The organism is Streptomyces sp. NPDC127114 (assembly GCF_042677525.1).
GTDB lineage: Bacteria > Actinomycetota > Actinomycetes > Streptomycetales > Streptomycetaceae > Streptomyces.
Window position 1 is genome coordinate 65,186 of record NZ_JBHXTJ010000006.1, and the last position, 15,308, is coordinate 80,493.

A 15,308-nucleotide genomic window follows, 5' to 3' on the forward strand; every position below is an offset into this window, starting at 1 on the left:
AGGGGCGAACAGTCCCGGAAGGGGACCATTCGGCACTGCCCGAGGATGGGCTTCGCGCCGCAGGGTGAGAACTACCGGAGCCCGCCACGTCCGTGAAGGAGGAATGGATTCGCTGGACGTCCTCGAGTTCGTCGAGGTGCTCGCCGAACTCAGCGGCACGGAACTCACCGAGGACGGCTATCCGGCCCTCGACACCTGGGACGGCTGCGCCGCTCGCCTGGTGGGCGAGGCACGCACGTCCGCACAGGGAAGGAGAGGACGATGCGGCACCGCAGGATCGACAGGCTGATGACCCGTGAGGTGGTGAGCGTCCACGGCGACGCACCGTTCAAGGACATCGTGTGGGTGCTGTCGCAGCACCGGGTCACCGCGCTGCCGGTGGTGGACGGAGAGAACCGGGTGATCGGAGTCGTGTCGGAGGGGGATCTGCTGCGCAAGACCGCTGACCAGCCCACCGCACCGGGAGACCTCCCGGCCGTCCCGGATCTGGAGGCATGGGAGCGTGCCAAGGCAGAGGGGACACGGGCCGAGGAGCTGATGTCGGCACCCGCCGTGTGCGCCCGCCCGGACTGGACCGTGGCGGAGACGGCGCGGCTGATGGAGGTCCAGGGGGTCAAGCGGCTCGTCGTCGTCGACGACGAGGACCGGCTGGTGGGCATCGTGAGCCGCCGCGATCTGCTGGGCATCTTCCTCCGCGACGACGCCGACATCCGCCGGGAGATCGTCGAGGACGTGCTCGGCGACACGCTGCGTCTCGAACCGACCGCCCTCACCGTCGAAGTCCGCGACGGGCGGGTGGACCTCGCAGGCAGGCTGCGCTTCCGAGGCATGATCCCGGCGATCGAGCGCATGGTCGCGACCGTCGACGGCGTGGTCTCGGTCTCCTCCACCCGTCTCACGTACGACACGGATGACACCGCACGAGGAGGTACGCGGTCATGACGCGGAACATCGCGGTCGGCCTGGACGGCACACAACAAGCGGCGGCCGCCGCGGAATGGGCGGCCGAGGAGGCGCTGCTGCGCGGCGCCGGCGTGCACCTGGTGTACGCCAGGGAACCGGTTCCGGAGACCGTGCTGTCACTCATGCCACGTGGGTCCGACGACGCGTGGGCCGAGGAGATGCTGTCGCGCACCGCGGCAGGCTTGCGCGAGCGGCATCCCGGCCTGTCGGTGACCACCCGGCTGCTGCCGGCGGGGCCCGTGCCGGCCCTCGTCGCCGCGGCCGAGGAGAGCGAGCTGCTGGTCCTCGGCTCACGGGCCCTCGGCAGTGTGGCCGGCTATCTGCTCGGCTCGGTCGGACTGACGGTCGCCGGCGCCGTCGAGCGGCCTGTCGTGCTGGTACGGGCGGGCAGCGGGGCGACGGCTCCCAGAGGCCCCGTCGTGGTGGGGACCGACGTGCGGCAGCCGATGGACGCCGTGCTGGGTTTCGCCTTCGAGGAAGCCGCCTGGCGTGACTTCCCGGTCCATGTCGTGTACGCGGAGCAGCTTCCGCTGTTCGCCGGACTGGGACCCGCCATGGTTCCGGACATCCGCCTCGCCGTGGCTCCGGAGATCGAGCGTTCGCTGGAAGAGCTGCTGGAGCCGTGGCGCGCGAAGTACCCGGACGTAAGGACCGCCGCCCGCGTGGTGGTCGGATCGGCCGGCCTCGAACTGGTCGAGGCCGCCGGAGAGGCCGCGCTCGTGGTGGTGGGTCGGCGTACGCGCCGTTCGGTGCTGGGCGCGCGCATCGGCAGCGTGGCCCACGCGGTGTTGCACCACAGCCCGGTGCCCGTGGCCGTCGTGCCCCACGCCTGACCTCGGTGCCGATCAACCCTCGCGTGCCGTCGGCCGCAGCCGTACCGCCGTGACCTTGTACTCCGGACACGAGGTCACGGTGTCGGCATGTTCCGAGGTGAGGGAGTTGACACCGCTGGCCGGGAAATGGAACGCGCAGAAGACCTGCCCCGGGGCGAGGTCCCTGCCGACGCGGGCGACGAGTCGCGCCTGCCCGTGGCGGCTCTCGACGGTGACCGGGGTGCCGTTCCGGACCCCGAACCGGGCGGCGTCCTCCGGGTTCAGGTCCAGGAGGTCGTTCGCGTCGAGGAGGAGGTTGCCGCCGCGTCGGGTCATGCTTCCCGAGTTGTAGTGCGCCCATCGGCGCCCTGTGACGAGCACCAGCGGATAGTCCTGGTCCGGCCCCTCGCCGGGCGGCAGGTAAGGGGCCGCCGACAGATGAGCGCGTCCGTCCGCCGTGGCGAACTCCTCCGCGTACAGGGTGGCTTCGCCCGGCCGGTCCGGTGCGGGGCAGGGCCAGGGCACAGCCCCTTCCTGGTCGATCCGCTCGTGTGAGAGCCCCGCGAAGAGCGGTGTCACGCGTCCGCACTCGGCGAGAGCCGCTGCCGGCGTGGGGCAGCCCAGGTCGGCACCGAGGGCGTCGGCGACGGCGTGCACGGCCTCGAAGTCGGAGCGCGCTGTTCCGGGTGGCCTCACCGCTTGCCGTACGCGCTGGAAGCGGCGGTCGAAGTTGACGAAGGTCCCGTCCTTCTCCAGCCAGGAGGCCACGGGCAGGACGACGTCGGCGTGCCGGGCGGTTTCCCCGAGGAACAGTTCGTTCACCACGACGAGCGGGCAGGCGTCGAGGGCCTCGGCGACGCGCCGGCTGTCCGGGTCGGTCGCGCACACGTCCTCGCCGATGACCCACAGTGCCCGTAGCCGGCCGTCCCGGGCCGCCGCGAACATCTCGGGGATGCGCATGCCCGGCCGCTCGGGGACCGGCCGGCCCCACACCGCCTCGGCGCGGGCACGGGCCTCGGGGTCGGTGACGCGTCCGTAGCCGGGGAGGAGGTCGGGCAGGGCTCCCATGTCGGATGCGCCCTGGACGTTGTTCTGGCCGCGCAGGGGGCTGATGCCGAATCCCCGTCCGGTGCGGCCGACGGCGCCCCGCAGGATGGGGAGGTTCGCGAGGGTGCGTACGCCGTCGGTGCCGTGCAGATGCTCGGTGACGCCGAGGCCGTACACGACGGCCGGCCGCTCCGCGCGGCCGTACAGCCGGGCGGCCTTCCTGATGTCATCGGCGGGCACACCAGTGATCTCGGCGACCCGCTCGGGCGGGTAGTCAGCCAGCAGTTCCGCGAGTTCGTCCAGTCCGGTGGCGCGCTCACGGAGGAAGTCCGGGTCGGTCATGCCTTCGTCGACGAGGACGTGGGCGAGGCCGTGGAAGAGGGCGACGTTGGTGCCGGGGCGCGGACGCAGGTGTACGTCGGCATGGCCGGCGAGGCCAACCGCGCGGGGGTCGGCCACGACCAGGGAGGCGCCTGCGAGTGCCCTCTGGAGGAGGCGGGCCCCGACGACGGGGTGGGCCTCGACAGGATTGGCGCCGACGATCAGGAGGCAGTCGGCGGTTTCGACGTCGTCGAAGGGGTCGGTGCCGCCGGCGCGCCCGAAGGAGGCGGTGAGTCCGGCGGCGGAAGGGGCGTGGCAGAGACGGGAGCAGTTGTCGACGTTGTTGGTGCCGATGACGGTCCGCAGGAACTTCTGGAGGAGGTAGTTCTCCTCGTTGGTGGCGCGGGCGGAGGAGATCGCGGCGACCGAGTCGGGGCCGCCGTCCCGTACGGCGGCGCGCAGTCCGTCGGCGATCCGGTCGATCGCCTCGGTCCAGCTCGCGGGCCGCAGGCTCCCGTTCTCGCGGACCAGGGGTTCGGTGAGACGCTCGGCGGAGCCGAGGTACCCGTACGCGAAGCGGCCCTTGACGCAGGCGTGGCCGCGGTTGACGGGCCCGTCCCGGGCGGGCAGCACTGCGGCGACGCGGTCCTCACGGACGACGACGTCGAGGGTGCAGCCGACGCCGCAGTAGCCGCAGGTGGTGCGCACGCGGTCGGCGGGTGCCTTCCGTGAGGTGATGCCCTGACCGGGTCCGGGCTGGGTGATCGCCCCGGTGGGGCAGGTGTCGACGCAGCCGCCGCAGGACACGCAGTCGGACTGTGCCCAGGCGCCGCCGGTGCCCGGGGCGACGACCGTGTCTGCACCGCGCCCGGTGAGGGTGAGCGCGAAGGTGCCCTGGACGTCGGAGCACATCCGGACGCAGCGCCCGCAGGCGATGCACAGGTCGCGGTCGAGGTGGACGTACGGGTGACTCTCGTCGCTTCCGCGCGTGGGGTCACCGACCGCCGCGTCCGTCGGGATCCCCAAGTCCCGGCATACGTCGGCCAGTTCACTGTGCGCACTGCCGACGAGCGCGTGTGGTGGAAGCGCCGAGGCAATCAGGGCGACCGCGTCCCGGCGCAGATTCCGCACGTCCTCGTCGGCGGTTTCCACGGTGAGGCCCGACGTGGCAGGTGTGACGCAGGCGGCGACGGTGCGGCCGTCGGCGCGTACCAGGCAGGTCCGGCAGGAGCCGGCCGGCCGGAGACGGTCGTCATGGCAGAGGGTGGGAAGGTCAGCTCCGGCGGCGCGTACCGCGTCGAGCAGCGAGGCCCCGGAAGGCAGTTCGACCGGAACGCCGTCGACCTGGAGCCGGGTCATCGGTCCCACCCTTCCAGCGCCGACCCGTAGGCGCGGGCCAGGCTGCGCACGGCGGCCGGGACGCGGCGGCCGAAGGCGCAGAGACTTGCCTCGCCCATCAGCCGTGCCAGCCGCTCGTAGGACTCCCCCGGCCCACCTCGACCCTGCGCACGTTCGAGCCCCTGCCGTGTGCCGACCCGGCAGGGCGAACAGGCCCCGCAGCTCTCGTCGGCGGCGAACTCCCAGATGTGCCGCAGAAGTGCGTACGGATCGGTGTCGGCGTCGAAGGCGACCATGCCACCGTGCCCGAGAGCGGCACCATGCTCGGCGAGTGCGGCCGTGGTGAGCGGGACATCGAGGGCGGTCCCGGCGAGGAAGCCGCCGAGGGGGCCGCCGATCTGAACGACAACGGGCTCACGACCCTCCTTAAGACCGCCGCCGAACCGGGTGACGATCTCGCCAACAGAAGTGCCGAGTTCGACCTCGTAGGCACCGGGGCGGGCGAAGCGTTCGGACAGGCACACCAGTTTGGTGCCGGTCTCGTCCGGTACGCCGCGCCGGGCGTAGGACGCTCCACCGTGGGCGACGATCCAGGGCACGGCTGCCAGCGTCTCCACGTTGTTGACCACCGTCGGCGCGTCCCATAGGCCGTGGTCCGTGGGGTAGGGGGGCCGGGGGCGCGCACAGCCGCGAGCGCCTTCGAGGCGGGCGATGAGGGCGGTCTCCTCGCCGGAGACGTAGGAACCCGCACCTTCGACGATCTCGACGAACGGCCGCGGACCGGTCGCCCCGGCCGAGGGAGCCAGGTCGCCCGCCTCTGTCGCGCGTGCCACCGCCCGGCGCAACCGAGCCATCGCTTTCGGGTACTCGGAGCGCACCAGGACCATCCCGCGCCCGGCGCCGCAGGCGAAGCAGGCCAGCGCGAGTCCCGCGAGGACGCGCTCGGGGTCCTCCTCCATGAGCAGCCGGTCGGCATACGAGCCCGGGTCGCCCTCGTCTCCGTTGGCGACGACGACCGCACCCGGCTTCCCCGCCGCCGCGGCCCACTTGCCGGCCACCGGGAATCCGGCGCCGCCCCGCCCGCGAAGTCCCGACGCTGCGGTCTCCTCCTGTACGTCATCGGGCCGCAGCCCGGTCACCGCGGCCCGCCACACGTCCCAGGCGTCCTGCCCTCCCACGATGCCGGCGAGGAGGACGGGCGCCCCGGTGGTGTCGGCCGCGGGGGTGCCTGGCGTGCGCGGTTCCGCCCGCCCGCCAAGCTGGTCGGCCAGATCCGGGCCCGCACGGGGAAGAGTGCCGTCGAGGGCGGCGGGGCCCGCGTAGCAGTAGCCGAGGCAGTGCACGGTCTGCAGTGAGGTCGCACCCGCCTCGTCGACCGCGCCGGCCGTTACTCCGAGCGCCCGTTCGACCTCGGCCAGATGGCGTCCGCCCCGCGCGGCGAAGCACGCCGTCGCGGTGCACACCCGCACATGCCGCTCGCCGCGCGGGGCGGCGAGGTCGGCGAAGAAGGTGGCCGGGCCGAGACCCGCGGCCGCCGGAAGCCCGGCTGCCTCCGCGACCTGAGGGGCCCATGCTGCGGGCTCTTCACCGGTACCGGACCTGGCACGCTCCAGCGCGGCCGGCAACAGCCCTCCACGCCCTCCGTGCCGTGCGGTCAGCTCACGGAGCGCATCCGAGCGTCGGCCCGGCTCCCCGGGCATCCGACCGGTCATGCTCCCAGGGTGACCGGCCGGTCCCCCGCCCGCATCCCGGCCGGTCATGGGGCTCACGGTTCCGCGCCGCGCAGGGCGGTCAGTCGCCGACGGTACTCCTCCTCGTCGATCTCACCACGCGCCAGTCGCTCGCCCAGGATCCGCTCGGCCGACGAGGCCGTCCCGGAACCCCGGGGCCGTTCTGCGGCGCGGTCCAGCGAGCGGAAGAGCATCACCGCGACGGTGATGAGCAGCCCCCAGAACAACACCATGCCGGCCGACATGGCGAACCAGCCCCATCCGTTCATGCCGTCGCCGTACCAGAACATCATCGCCACTCACGCTCCCGGCGGCGGGCGGGCTGGCAGAACCGGGACGCCCCTGCCTCTGTGCCCTCCGCCACTCCCACCGTGCGCCGCCCCAGGACGCCCGCACAGGGCCGTCCGGCCCCTGGCCGGGGGCCGGACGGCCATGGAAAGGAACGAGTGGCCCTTGGAGCCTGGGGCCGGCGGCCGGAGGGTGGGGAACAGCACGGCTCACGCCGTCCACACGGCTCACTGCCGGGAGGCCACCATGGTCCGGAACACCGCGAACCCGCCGGTCGCGGACGCGCCGCGGGCGTGGCAGATGCTGCTCCTCGCCACGATCGGGTTCGCCCTCTGCTTCTGGGCGTGGGCGCTGCTGGCTCCCCTGGGCCCACGGCTGCGGGACGACCTCGGCCTCAGCTCCTTCGAACAGTCGCTGGTGGTCGCCGTGCCCGTGGTGGTGGGCGCGCTCGGCCGGATACCGGCAGGGGCGCTGACGGACCGCTGGGGTGCACGCCGCGTCTTCCCCCTCGTCGCGGCCCTGACGATCCTCCCTGTGCTGTACCTGGGTCACCTCGCCGACTCATTGGCAGAGGTGCTCGCAGGCGGCTTCCTCCTCGGGCTCGGGGGAACGGCCTTCGCCGTCGGCGTGCCGTTCGTCAACGCCTGGTACCCGCCCGCACGGCGGGGCGTGGCTCTCGGGATCTTCGGCATCGGCACCGGTGGAACCGCCCTGTCGGCGTTCACCACGGTCCAGCTCGCCGACGCCGTCGGCCGTGCCTTCCCCTTCGATCTCGTAGCCGGCTGCCTCGCGGTTTATGCCGGAGCGGCCTGGTTCCTCCTGCGCGACAGGCCGGGGCGCGCGACGGCGACGGGGTCGCTTATCTCGCGCACCGCCCTGGCCGTACGCACGCCTGCCACCTGGCAGCTGGCGTTCCTGTACGCCGTGTCCTTCGGAGGATTCGTCGCCTTCAGCGTCTACCTGCCGACCTATCTCACCCGGGCCTACGACCTCGGCCGCTCCGACGCCGCACTGCGGACCGCGGGCTTCGTCGTCCTCGCCGTGGCCATGCGACCCGTGGGCGGCTGGCTGTCGGACCGCATCCATCCCGTACCTGTACTGACGGTTTCCTACGGGATCGTTGCGGTGTGCGCCCTGGTCGCGGCGTTCGAAGCGGACCTGGTCCCCGCGGGAACGGCGGCCTTCTTCGGCATGGCCGCCGGCCTGGGCGCCGGGTCCGGCGCCGTCTTCGCCCTCGTCGCACGGCTGGTACCGGCCGAGCGGGTCGGCTCGGTGACCGGAGTGGTCGGTGCGGCGGGCGGTCTCGGAGGCTTCTTCCCACCCCTTGTGATGGGAGCGGTCGACAGCATCGCGCACGACTACACATGGGGATTCGTCCTCCTCGCCCTCACCGCGACGGCCGCGGGAACCCTGGCCGCCACCGCGGTCCGGCGACGCGCCCGAGCGACCGCGGACGCCTGATCGCGGCAGCGTCGATCGGGCCCTTCGGCCCCCTCTTCGGGGCCTGGGCAAGATCTACCGGACGGGCTCCGTCGAGGTCACCGCCCTGCTCGACCTGGACCTCCACGTGCGCCACGGCGAGATGGTGGGAGTCATGGGGCCCTCCGGTTCCGGGAAGACCACCCTGTTGAACTGCCTGTCGGGGCTCGACGACATCGACGCCGGCCGGGTGGAGGTCGACGGCCACGACCTGTTCGCGATGTCGGATGCCGCGCGACCGCCTGAGCGGCGCGCTCGTCCCGTTCAGCGAGGGCTTGGTCAAGGCCGTGCGGCGCCGGCGTGGGGTCCGCGAGTGGCTCACCGCCGGCCGCGACACCGATCTCCGGTGATCGCCTCGGCCGCCGTCCTGGCCGGGGTGATCCGCCCAAGGAGCGGCGACGCCAATGGATGGCCGTCCCGGCTGCGCGTCGAGCCGGTGACCCACGCCCTCGCCCATTCCGTCCGGTCTTCACGCGTCTCCAGGCATCCGTTCCGGTACGGACGTTTCCGCTGTCGCTCCACTTTCTCTCTGCCCGGGGTGTTTGGACCGGGCGCGTGCGGCAAGGCGTTCTCAGTCAAGGGGTCCCCCCTTGTGCCATGCGCTCTCATCCCCCCGTGGGGCGCACGGCCTGCGGGATCCCTGTCGCGTCGGCGCGGCAGGGACCCGGCTGCCTCGGCGGCCGGGTCTGCAGCATCCACAGCGTGCCCCGCTCGATCGTGAACTCGATGCCGCAAAGGCCCCGGTAGTGACTTTCCAACGTCTGCATGCAGTCGCGCAGCCTTCCGAAGGAGACCGGGTCGAGGTGTTCCAGTTCACGGAGGGGAACGGTGTTACGGATTCCGGCGATGACGTCCTCGCCCTGGGCGTTCGGCAGGTAGTCGCCGTAGACGCCGGGCAGTCCGGTCGCCGGGACACGGGTGAAGGCGACGCCGCTGCCGGAGTCGGGGCCGCGGTTGCCGAAGACCATGGTCTGGATGGTGACGGCGGTGCCCAGGGTGTCGGGAATGTGCTCGCGACGCCGGCAGAGCCGCGCCCGCTCGCCGTTCCACGTGGCGAAGACGGCGAGAACGGCCCGGCGGAGCTGCTCGGCGGGGTCCTGGGGGAATTCCTCTCCCGTCTCTTCCAGAATCAGATCCTTGTAGGTCTCGACCAGGCGGATCAGGTCGCAGGTGTCCAGCTGGGTGTCGTCGGCGGCGTGATGCTGCCGTTTGATCGCGGTCATGATGCTCTCGAAGCGTGCGCTGTCGACGCCCATGACCGTGCTGCCGAACATCTGCACGAGGCGGCGGTACGAGTCCCAGGCGAACCGCTCCGGCCCAGGGGGCCTGCCCAGGCCCAGGACGGACACGTCGTTGAGACCGATGTCGAGGATGGTGTCCATGGTGCCCGGCATGGAGACCGGGGCACCGGAACGGACGGAGAGCAGCAGAGGGTCGTCCACCTGGCCGAGCCGTCGCCCGGCGGTGCGTTCCAGGGCGGCGAGGTGTTCACCGATCTGGCGTTCCAGCTCCGGGGGTGGCTCCCCGGTCTCCAGGAAGTCCCGGCAGGCGTCCGTGGTGACCGTGAAGCCGGGCGGTACGGGCAGGCCCATGCGGGTCATCTCGGCGAGATCGGCGCCCTTGCCGCCGAGGAGGTCGGTCATGTGCCGGCCGCCCTCGGCGAAGTCGTACACGTACTTCGGATGCATGAGGTGTCTTCCTTCCTGTCGGCAGCAGGGGCTCCTGAGGTCCCGGAAGCCCCTACGAGAAGAAGCGGTGCCGTGCCATCAGGCGTGCCGCCCGCGGCAGCGGGGCGTCGCGGGAACCGTGACAGCGGGGGCCCGTGCGGCCTCGGCCGACGGCATCGGATGGCCGGAGCGGCCGTGCGTGCAGAGCGGGCAGGGAATGCCGTTGTCTCACAGGGCTCGGAGTCCGTGGGCGCGGAACTGTTCGCGCACGCGCTCGACCAGTTCGTCGTCGGGAACGGGATTGTCGCGGAGGGGGAAGGGGATGCCGAGCGCGTCGTATTTGGCGGCACCGAGCTCATGGAAGGGAAGGACGTCCACGCGGTCGACGTTGTCCAGATCCCCGAGGAAGCGGGCGAGACCGTCGACGGCCGCCGCGTCGTCGGTCCAGCCGGGGACGAGGACGTAGCGGATCCAGACCGGGACGCCGAGACGGTTCAGCCGGGCGGCGAAGCCGAGGGTGGGCGCGACGCGGCCGCCGGTCAGGCGCCGGTAGACACCGGCGTCGAAGGACTTGACGTCGAGCAGGACGAGGTCGGTATCGGCCAGGAGGGCGTCGTCGGCCCGAGCACCCAGGGCACCGGAGGTGTCCAGGGCCGTGTGCAGGCCGAGCCCCTTGCACCGCTGCAGGACCTCGGCCGTGAAGGCCGACTGGAGCAGGGGCTCGCCTCCGGTGAGGGTCACTCCCCCACCGGCCATATCGGTGAACCGCCGGTACCGCTCGATGCGGGACTCCACGTCGTCCGCGGTGACCCGCTCCCCGTCGCGCATGTGCCAGGTGTCGGGGTTGGCGCAGTACAGGCAGCGCAGCGGACAGCCGCTGAGGAAGAGGACGAAACGGGTCCCGGGCCCGTCCACGCCGGTGGACAGGTCCCAGGAGTGGATGCGACCGGTGGTCATCGCGCACCGTGGAACGTGCGGCTGATGACGTCGAGCTGCTGTTCGCGGGTGAGCCGGACGAAGTTGACGGCGTATCCGGAGACGCGGATGGTCAGCTCCGGGTGGTTCTCGGGGTGTTCCATGGCGTCCTCCAGGGTGGCGCGGTCGAGGACGTTGACGTTCATGTGGAAGCCGCCTTCGGCGGTGTAGGCGTCGAGGATCCCGACGAGGTGTCCCGCGCGTTCGGCCGGGTCGTGACCCAGCCCCTCCGGGGTGATGGTCGAGGTCAGGGAGATGCCGTCGCGGGCCTGGTCGTACGGGATCTTCGCGACCGACAGCGCCGACGCCGCCATGCCGTGGTGGTCGCGGCCGTTCATCGGGTTCGCGCCCGGGGCGAACGGTGCTCCGGCGCGCCGGCCGTCGGGCGTGTTGCCCGTGTGCTTGCCGTACACGACGTTGGAGGTGATGGTGAGGACCGACTGCGTGTGTTCGGCACCCCGGTAGGTGGGGTGGCGCCGTACCTTGGCCATGAAGGAGCGGACCAGGTCGACGGCGATCCCGTCGGCGCGGTCGTCGTCGTTGCCGTAGGCCGGGTAGTCGCCTTCGACCTGGTAGTCGACGGCGAGCCCGGTGGAGTCCCGGAGGACCTTCACGCGAGCGTGTTTGATGGCCGAGAGGCTGTCGGCAGCCACGGAGAGACCCGCGATGCCGCAGGCCATCGTGCGGTGGACCGGGTGGTCGTGCAGGGCCATTTCGACGCGCTCGTAGGCGTACTTGTCGTGCATGTAGTGGATCACGTTGAGCGCGTTGACGTAGGTCGCGGCGAGCCAGTCCAGCATGCGGTCGTACGCGTCGGCCACCTCGTCGTAGTCGAGGTACTCGCCGGTCAGCGGGGTGGTCGCGGAGGCGATCTGCTCGCCGGTCATCTCGTCGCGGCCGCCGTTGATCGCGTACAGGAGGGCCTTGGCGAGGTTGACGCGGGCGCCGAAGAACTGCATCTGCTTGCCCACCGCCATCGCGGAGACGCAGCAGGCGATCGCCGAGTCGTCGCCCGTGCGGGGGCGGAGCAGGTCGTCGGACTCGTACTGGATCGAGCTGGTGTCGATGGAGACCTGGGCGCAGAACCGTTTGAACCCCTCGGGCAGTCGACGGGACCAGAGCACGGTCAGGTTGGGCTCCGGGGCGGGTCCGAGGTTGTAGAGGGTCTGGAGGAAGCGGAAGGAGGTGCGCGTGACCAGAGGACGGCCGTCCTCTCCGATGCCGCCGATGGACTCGGTGACCCAGGTGGGGTCGCCGGAGAACAGCGCGTCGTACTCCGGCGTGCGCAGGAACCGCACGATCCGCAGTTTGATCACGAAGTCGTCGACGAGCTCCTGGGCGCGGGTCTCGTCGATGTGCCCCTCGTCGAGGTCACGCTGGAGGTAGACGTCCAGGAAGGTGGAGGTGCGGCCGAGGGACATCGCCGCGCCGTTCTGCTCCTTCACCGCGGCCAGGAAGCCCAGGTACAGCCACTGGACGGCCTCCTGTGCGGTGGCGGCGGGCCGGGAGACGTCGCAGCCGTAGGAGGCGGCCATGCGCTCCAGCTCGCCCAGCGCCCTGATCTGCTCCGCCAGTTCCTCGCGGTCGCGGATGACGTCGGCCGCGGACGGGATGTGGTCGAGGCGTGACCGCTCGGCGCGCTTGGCTTCGATCAGCCGGCTGGTCCCGTACAGCGCGACGCGGCGGTAGTCGCCGATGATCCGGCCGCGTCCGTAGGCGTCGGGCAGGCCGGTGATGATGCCTGCCTTGCGGGCGCGCAGCATCTCGGGGGTGTAGGCGTCGAAGACGCCGTCGTTGTGGGTCTTGCGGTAGGTGCCGAAGACCGTCGTGACGAAGGGGTCCGGTTCGAAGCCGTAGGCGCGTAGCCCGTTCTCGACCATGCGCAGTCCGCCGTTCGGCATGATGGCCCGCTTCAGCGGGGCCTCGGTCTGCAGTCCGACGATCAGCTCCCGGTCGCGGTCGATGTAGCCGGGCGCGTGGGACGTGACGGTGGAGGGCGTCGCCGTGTCGACGTCGAGGATGCCCTTGCGGCGCTCCTCGGGGAAGAGGGCTGCGACCGTTCTCCACACGGCGAGTGTCCGGTCCGTGGGACCGGCCAGGAACGCCGAACCGCCTTCGTAGGGCGCGTAGTTGTTCTGGATGAAGGAACGGACGTCGATCTCCCGCATCCACTCTTCACCGGTGAAGCCGCGCCACGCCGCGTCGCTGTGGCCGGTGTCGGCAGGGGGCTGGACGGTCACGGTCATGTCGTCATCTCCAAGGGACGGCGGCCTGCGGGCGGGCGAGGTGGCCCGGCCCCGCCTTCGATGTTCGTCGTCCGCCTGCGACCGGCCGAGAGCCGGAAAGGTCGTGCGACGTCGCTGACCGGCCTTGTCGTTCCGGGTGGACAGGACCGGTGGTCCCGGTGACACGAGGGACCTTGTGCCCTCCCTCACGAGCCGCGCGGTGTCGCAACTGAGAGAGGGTGAGGCAGTCGCTTGGGCGACTTGGCTGCCCGAGCCGTCCGGGGACGTGCCGAAACGGGCGGTGTCGTGCGCGCCGTTCTGCGGTCGGGCCCGTTCAGTCGTGGGGTACGACGGCGACCGGGGCCAGGCTGTGGTGCAGGACTGCGTGGGTGACGGCCCCGATGTGGGTGCCGATCCGTGCCCGGCGGACCTTGCGGCCGACGACGACGAGCCGGGCGTCGGGCGACAGCTCCGTCAGGTCCTGCGCCGGCCGGCCCTGGCGGCAGTCGCGGACCACCGCCACGTCCGGGAACTTCTCGGTCCAGAGGGCCAGCGCCTCGTCGAGCGCCCGCCGCGCGTCCGCGGCGACCTCCGTCATGAGCAGCGGCAGCGCGCCGACCAGGTCGGGTCCGTAGAGCGCCGGAACGGCCCACCGGTGCACCACGCGCAGTCCGCAACCGTACCGGTCCGCGGCGGCGAAGCCGAAGGCGAGCAGCTCGTCGGCGGCGGCGTTCACGTCCAGACCGATGACGACCTCCCCCGTACGTTCCTCCTCGGGCTCCAGGGGGTCGTGCGGGCGGACGAGAACGACGGGTCGCCGCGTGCGGGCGAGCACCGCCAGGGAGACCGACCCTGCGAAGAAACCGGCCAGGCCGCCCAGACCACGAGAGCCGAGCACGAGCAGTTCCGCTTGCTCGGCAGCGCCGCACAGCTCCTCCACCGGGTCCCCGGCGACCCACTCCGTCTCGACGTCCAGGCCCGGGTGGCGGCGCCGCAGCCGCCTTTCGGCGATGGCGAGGGTGCGCGCGCCCCATTCGCGTGCCGTCGCCGGGTCGACCACACGTGTACGGGGGTCCTCGTCGAGGCTCCATGCGCGGAGCAGCCGCAGCGGCACGGCACGACGCAACGCCTCCTGAGCGGCCCACTGCGTGGCGGCGAGGCTTTCCGGGGATCCGTCGAGGCCGGCGGTGACGGTGCGGGACATGGAGACTCCGTGGGTCTGGCGGCCGGGCGGGCCGGACGCGGCGTACGCGGGCTGTCTTCAGGGGCCCGAAGATCGCCGTCCGGCACTCCGGGGCGCTGTTGGGCGGACCTGCACCTCCACAGTGATCGGCCCGGACGGTGCGCGCAGGGGGCTGGAGGTCCCTGCTGGGGGCCGACAGACCCCGCGACCGCACTTCACCGGCCGGCGGCCACGCGGTCGTGGCCGAACGGCCGGGAGACAGGGCCGATGGGCCCTCGGCGGACCAGCGCCTCCCCGTGGAGGCTGATGACAGGAAGCACGGCCGAAGTGGCCATGCCCTCGAACCGTATGGAGGCACCCTCATGACCAGCGCCATCACCGTAGGAGTGGATGGCTCCGCGGAGAGCCTCGCAGCGGCGGACTGGGCGGCGCGCGAAGCCGAGCTGCGCGATATGCCGTTGCGTATCGTGCACGCCTGGCTGTGGCAGCCCCTGGACGTCCCCGTCGTCCAGGACAGGGAGACGCAGGCCACGTCCGCCCGCGCCGTTCTCCGCGAGGCCGAGACGCGCGTCGCCGGCCGCCACACGGCCCTCACGGTGACCGCCGAAGTGGTCCAGGACACCGCGGTCGCCGCTCTGCTGAGAGAGGCCGAAGCGGCCGAGATGCTGGTGCTGGGTTCGCGGGGGCACGGGGCATTCGTCGGCTTCCTCCTCGGCTCCTACGGTCAGCAGGTGATCGCCTCCGCGAAACGGCCCGTGGTGTCCGTGCGCGCCCGCGCCGGGCAGACGCCCCGGGCGGAGGGCGGCGAGATCGTCGTGGGCCAGCAGGGCACGCCGGAGGACAGCGCCGCGGTGCTCGGCTTCGCCTTCGAGGAGGCGGCAGCACGCGGTGCGGCCCTGCGTGCGGTACGGGCCTGGAGCCTGCCGCCGGTCGTCGCCTACAGCCCCGGCTCGATGCTCCTCGCGGACGAGGCCGGAGGGCTGGAGCCGTTCGAGAGGAAGGCCCTGGCGGAGGCGCTCGCCCCGTGGCGAACACGGTTCCCGGACGTCCCGGTGACCGAGCACGTCGAGATCGGCAGCGCGGGGCAGGTACTGCTGTCCACCGTGTCCGACGCGCAGTTGCTCGTGGTCGGCCGACGGGCGCGCCGCGCGCCCGTCGGTACCCGCATCGGGTCGGTCGCCCACGCGGCCCTGCACCATGCCCCCTGCCCCGTCGCTGTCGTACCGCACGACTGACGGCCTCCGCGTGGCGGGGCCGTGTCACCCGGCTGGTTCCCGCCA

At 72.1% G+C, this 15,308-nt stretch carries 12 protein-coding genes and 1 pseudogene; 6 read left to right on the plus strand and 7 right to left on the minus strand.

Annotation, left to right across the window (positions count from 1 at the left end; all coding sequences use genetic code 11):
* Positions 1–103 precede the first annotated feature (103 nt).
* From ACFVGS_RS08510 to ACFVGS_RS08520, 3 genes are read left to right on the plus strand one after another with little or no spacing between them, the layout of a single operon-like run.
* Positions 104–289 (plus strand): hypothetical protein, encoded by a 186-nt coding sequence (locus ACFVGS_RS08510; RefSeq protein ID WP_384414317.1) that lies wholly within the window; start codon positions 104–106, stop codon positions 287–289.
* Positions 262–942 carry a CBS domain-containing protein gene (locus tag ACFVGS_RS08515; protein WP_385691644.1) on the plus strand — a complete coding sequence of 227 codons (681 nt, stop codon included), beginning with the start codon at positions 262–264 and terminating at the stop codon, positions 940–942. The genes ACFVGS_RS08510 and ACFVGS_RS08515 overlap by 28 nt, the downstream gene beginning before the upstream one ends.
* Positions 939–1,796 carry a universal stress protein gene (locus ACFVGS_RS08520; protein WP_384414311.1) on the plus strand — a complete coding sequence of 286 codons (858 nt, stop codon included), beginning with the start codon at positions 939–941 and terminating at the stop codon, positions 1,794–1,796. The genes ACFVGS_RS08515 and ACFVGS_RS08520 overlap by 4 nt, the downstream gene beginning before the upstream one ends.
* A 12-nt stretch (positions 1,797–1,808) precedes the next feature.
* On the opposite strand, the gene fdhF is transcribed toward ACFVGS_RS08520, so the two are convergent.
* From fdhF to ACFVGS_RS08535, 3 genes are all read right to left on the minus strand, one after another.
* Positions 1,809–4,502, minus strand: coding sequence for a formate dehydrogenase subunit alpha (fdhF, locus tag ACFVGS_RS08525; RefSeq protein ID WP_385691647.1), 2,694 nt, complete (start codon positions 4,500–4,502; stop codon positions 1,809–1,811).
* On the minus strand, positions 4,499–6,106 hold the full coding sequence (locus ACFVGS_RS08530) for an NAD(P)H-dependent oxidoreductase subunit E (RefSeq protein WP_385691650.1): 1,608 nt from the start codon (positions 6,104–6,106) through the stop codon (positions 4,499–4,501). Before ACFVGS_RS08530 ends, fdhF begins: the two co-directional genes overlap by 4 nt.
* Positions 6,107–6,246: 140 nt before the next feature.
* Positions 6,247–6,504 (minus strand): SHOCT domain-containing protein, encoded by a 258-nt coding sequence (locus tag ACFVGS_RS08535; RefSeq protein ID WP_385691936.1) that lies wholly within the window; start codon positions 6,502–6,504, stop codon positions 6,247–6,249.
* A gap of 241 nt (positions 6,505–6,745) precedes the next feature.
* On the opposite strand from ACFVGS_RS08535, the gene ACFVGS_RS08540 reads away from it, so the two are divergent.
* The gene (locus ACFVGS_RS08540) at positions 6,746–7,960 is read left to right on the plus strand and encodes a nitrate/nitrite transporter (RefSeq protein WP_384414302.1); all 1,215 of its coding nucleotides are present in this window, start codon (positions 6,746–6,748) and stop codon (positions 7,958–7,960) included.
* A gap of 94 nt (positions 7,961–8,054) precedes the next feature.
* The gene (locus ACFVGS_RS08545) at positions 8,055–8,699 is read left to right on the plus strand and encodes an ATP-binding cassette domain-containing protein (protein ID WP_385434942.1); all 645 of its coding nucleotides are present in this window, start codon (positions 8,055–8,057) and stop codon (positions 8,697–8,699) included.
* On the opposite strand, the pseudogene ACFVGS_RS08550 reads toward ACFVGS_RS08545, so the two are convergent.
* From ACFVGS_RS08550 to ACFVGS_RS08565, 4 genes and pseudogenes are all read right to left on the minus strand, one after another.
* A pseudogene (locus ACFVGS_RS08550) lies at positions 8,659–9,666 on the minus strand (PEP/pyruvate-binding domain-containing protein); the annotation flags it as partial. The gene ACFVGS_RS08545 and the pseudogene ACFVGS_RS08550 sit on opposite strands and share 41 nt — an antisense overlap.
* A 207-nt stretch (positions 9,667–9,873) precedes the next feature.
* Positions 9,874–10,602 (minus strand): pyruvate formate-lyase-activating protein, encoded by a 729-nt coding sequence (gene pflA / locus ACFVGS_RS08555; protein ID WP_384414299.1) that lies wholly within the window; start codon positions 10,600–10,602, stop codon positions 9,874–9,876.
* On the minus strand, positions 10,599–12,866 hold the full coding sequence (gene pflB, locus ACFVGS_RS08560) for a formate C-acetyltransferase (RefSeq protein WP_384414296.1): 2,268 nt from the start codon (positions 12,864–12,866) through the stop codon (positions 10,599–10,601). Before pflB ends, pflA begins: the two co-directional genes overlap by 4 nt.
* 313 nt (positions 12,867–13,179) lie before the next feature.
* Positions 13,180–14,049 carry a universal stress protein gene (locus ACFVGS_RS08565; RefSeq protein WP_385691654.1) on the minus strand — a complete coding sequence of 290 codons (870 nt, stop codon included), beginning with the start codon at positions 14,047–14,049 and terminating at the stop codon, positions 13,180–13,182.
* A gap of 341 nt (positions 14,050–14,390) precedes the next feature.
* On the opposite strand from ACFVGS_RS08565, the gene ACFVGS_RS08570 reads away from it, so the two are divergent.
* Positions 14,391–15,263: a universal stress protein gene (locus ACFVGS_RS08570; RefSeq protein ID WP_384414290.1), complete on the plus strand. Its 873-nt coding sequence runs from the start codon at positions 14,391–14,393 to the stop codon at positions 15,261–15,263.
* Positions 15,264–15,308: the final 45 nt, after the last annotated feature.

Coding starts and splice junctions, on each gene's coding strand:
- ACFVGS_RS08510 (WP_384414317.1), top strand. CDS start 104: ATGGATTCGCTGGACGTCCTCGAGTTCGTCGAGGTGCTCGCCGAACTC.
- ACFVGS_RS08515 (WP_385691644.1), top strand. CDS start 262: ATGCGGCACCGCAGGATCGACAGGCTGATGACCCGTGAGGTGGTGAGC.
- ACFVGS_RS08520 (WP_384414311.1), top strand. CDS start 939: ATGACGCGGAACATCGCGGTCGGCCTGGACGGCACACAACAAGCGGCG.
- fdhF (WP_385691647.1), bottom strand. CDS start 4,502: ATGACCCGGCTCCAGGTCGACGGCGTTCCGGTCGAACTGCCTTCCGGG.
- ACFVGS_RS08535 (WP_385691936.1), bottom strand. CDS start 6,504: ATGATGTTCTGGTACGGCGACGGCATGAACGGATGGGGCTGGTTCGCC.
- ACFVGS_RS08540 (WP_384414302.1), top strand. CDS start 6,746: ATGGTCCGGAACACCGCGAACCCGCCGGTCGCGGACGCGCCGCGGGCG.
- pflA (WP_384414299.1), bottom strand. CDS start 10,602: ATGACCACCGGTCGCATCCACTCCTGGGACCTGTCCACCGGCGTGGAC.
- pflB (WP_384414296.1), bottom strand. CDS start 12,866: ATGACCGTGACCGTCCAGCCCCCTGCCGACACCGGCCACAGCGACGCG.
- ACFVGS_RS08565 (WP_385691654.1), bottom strand. CDS start 14,049: ATGTCCCGCACCGTCACCGCCGGCCTCGACGGATCCCCGGAAAGCCTC.
- ACFVGS_RS08570 (WP_384414290.1), top strand. CDS start 14,391: ATGACCAGCGCCATCACCGTAGGAGTGGATGGCTCCGCGGAGAGCCTC.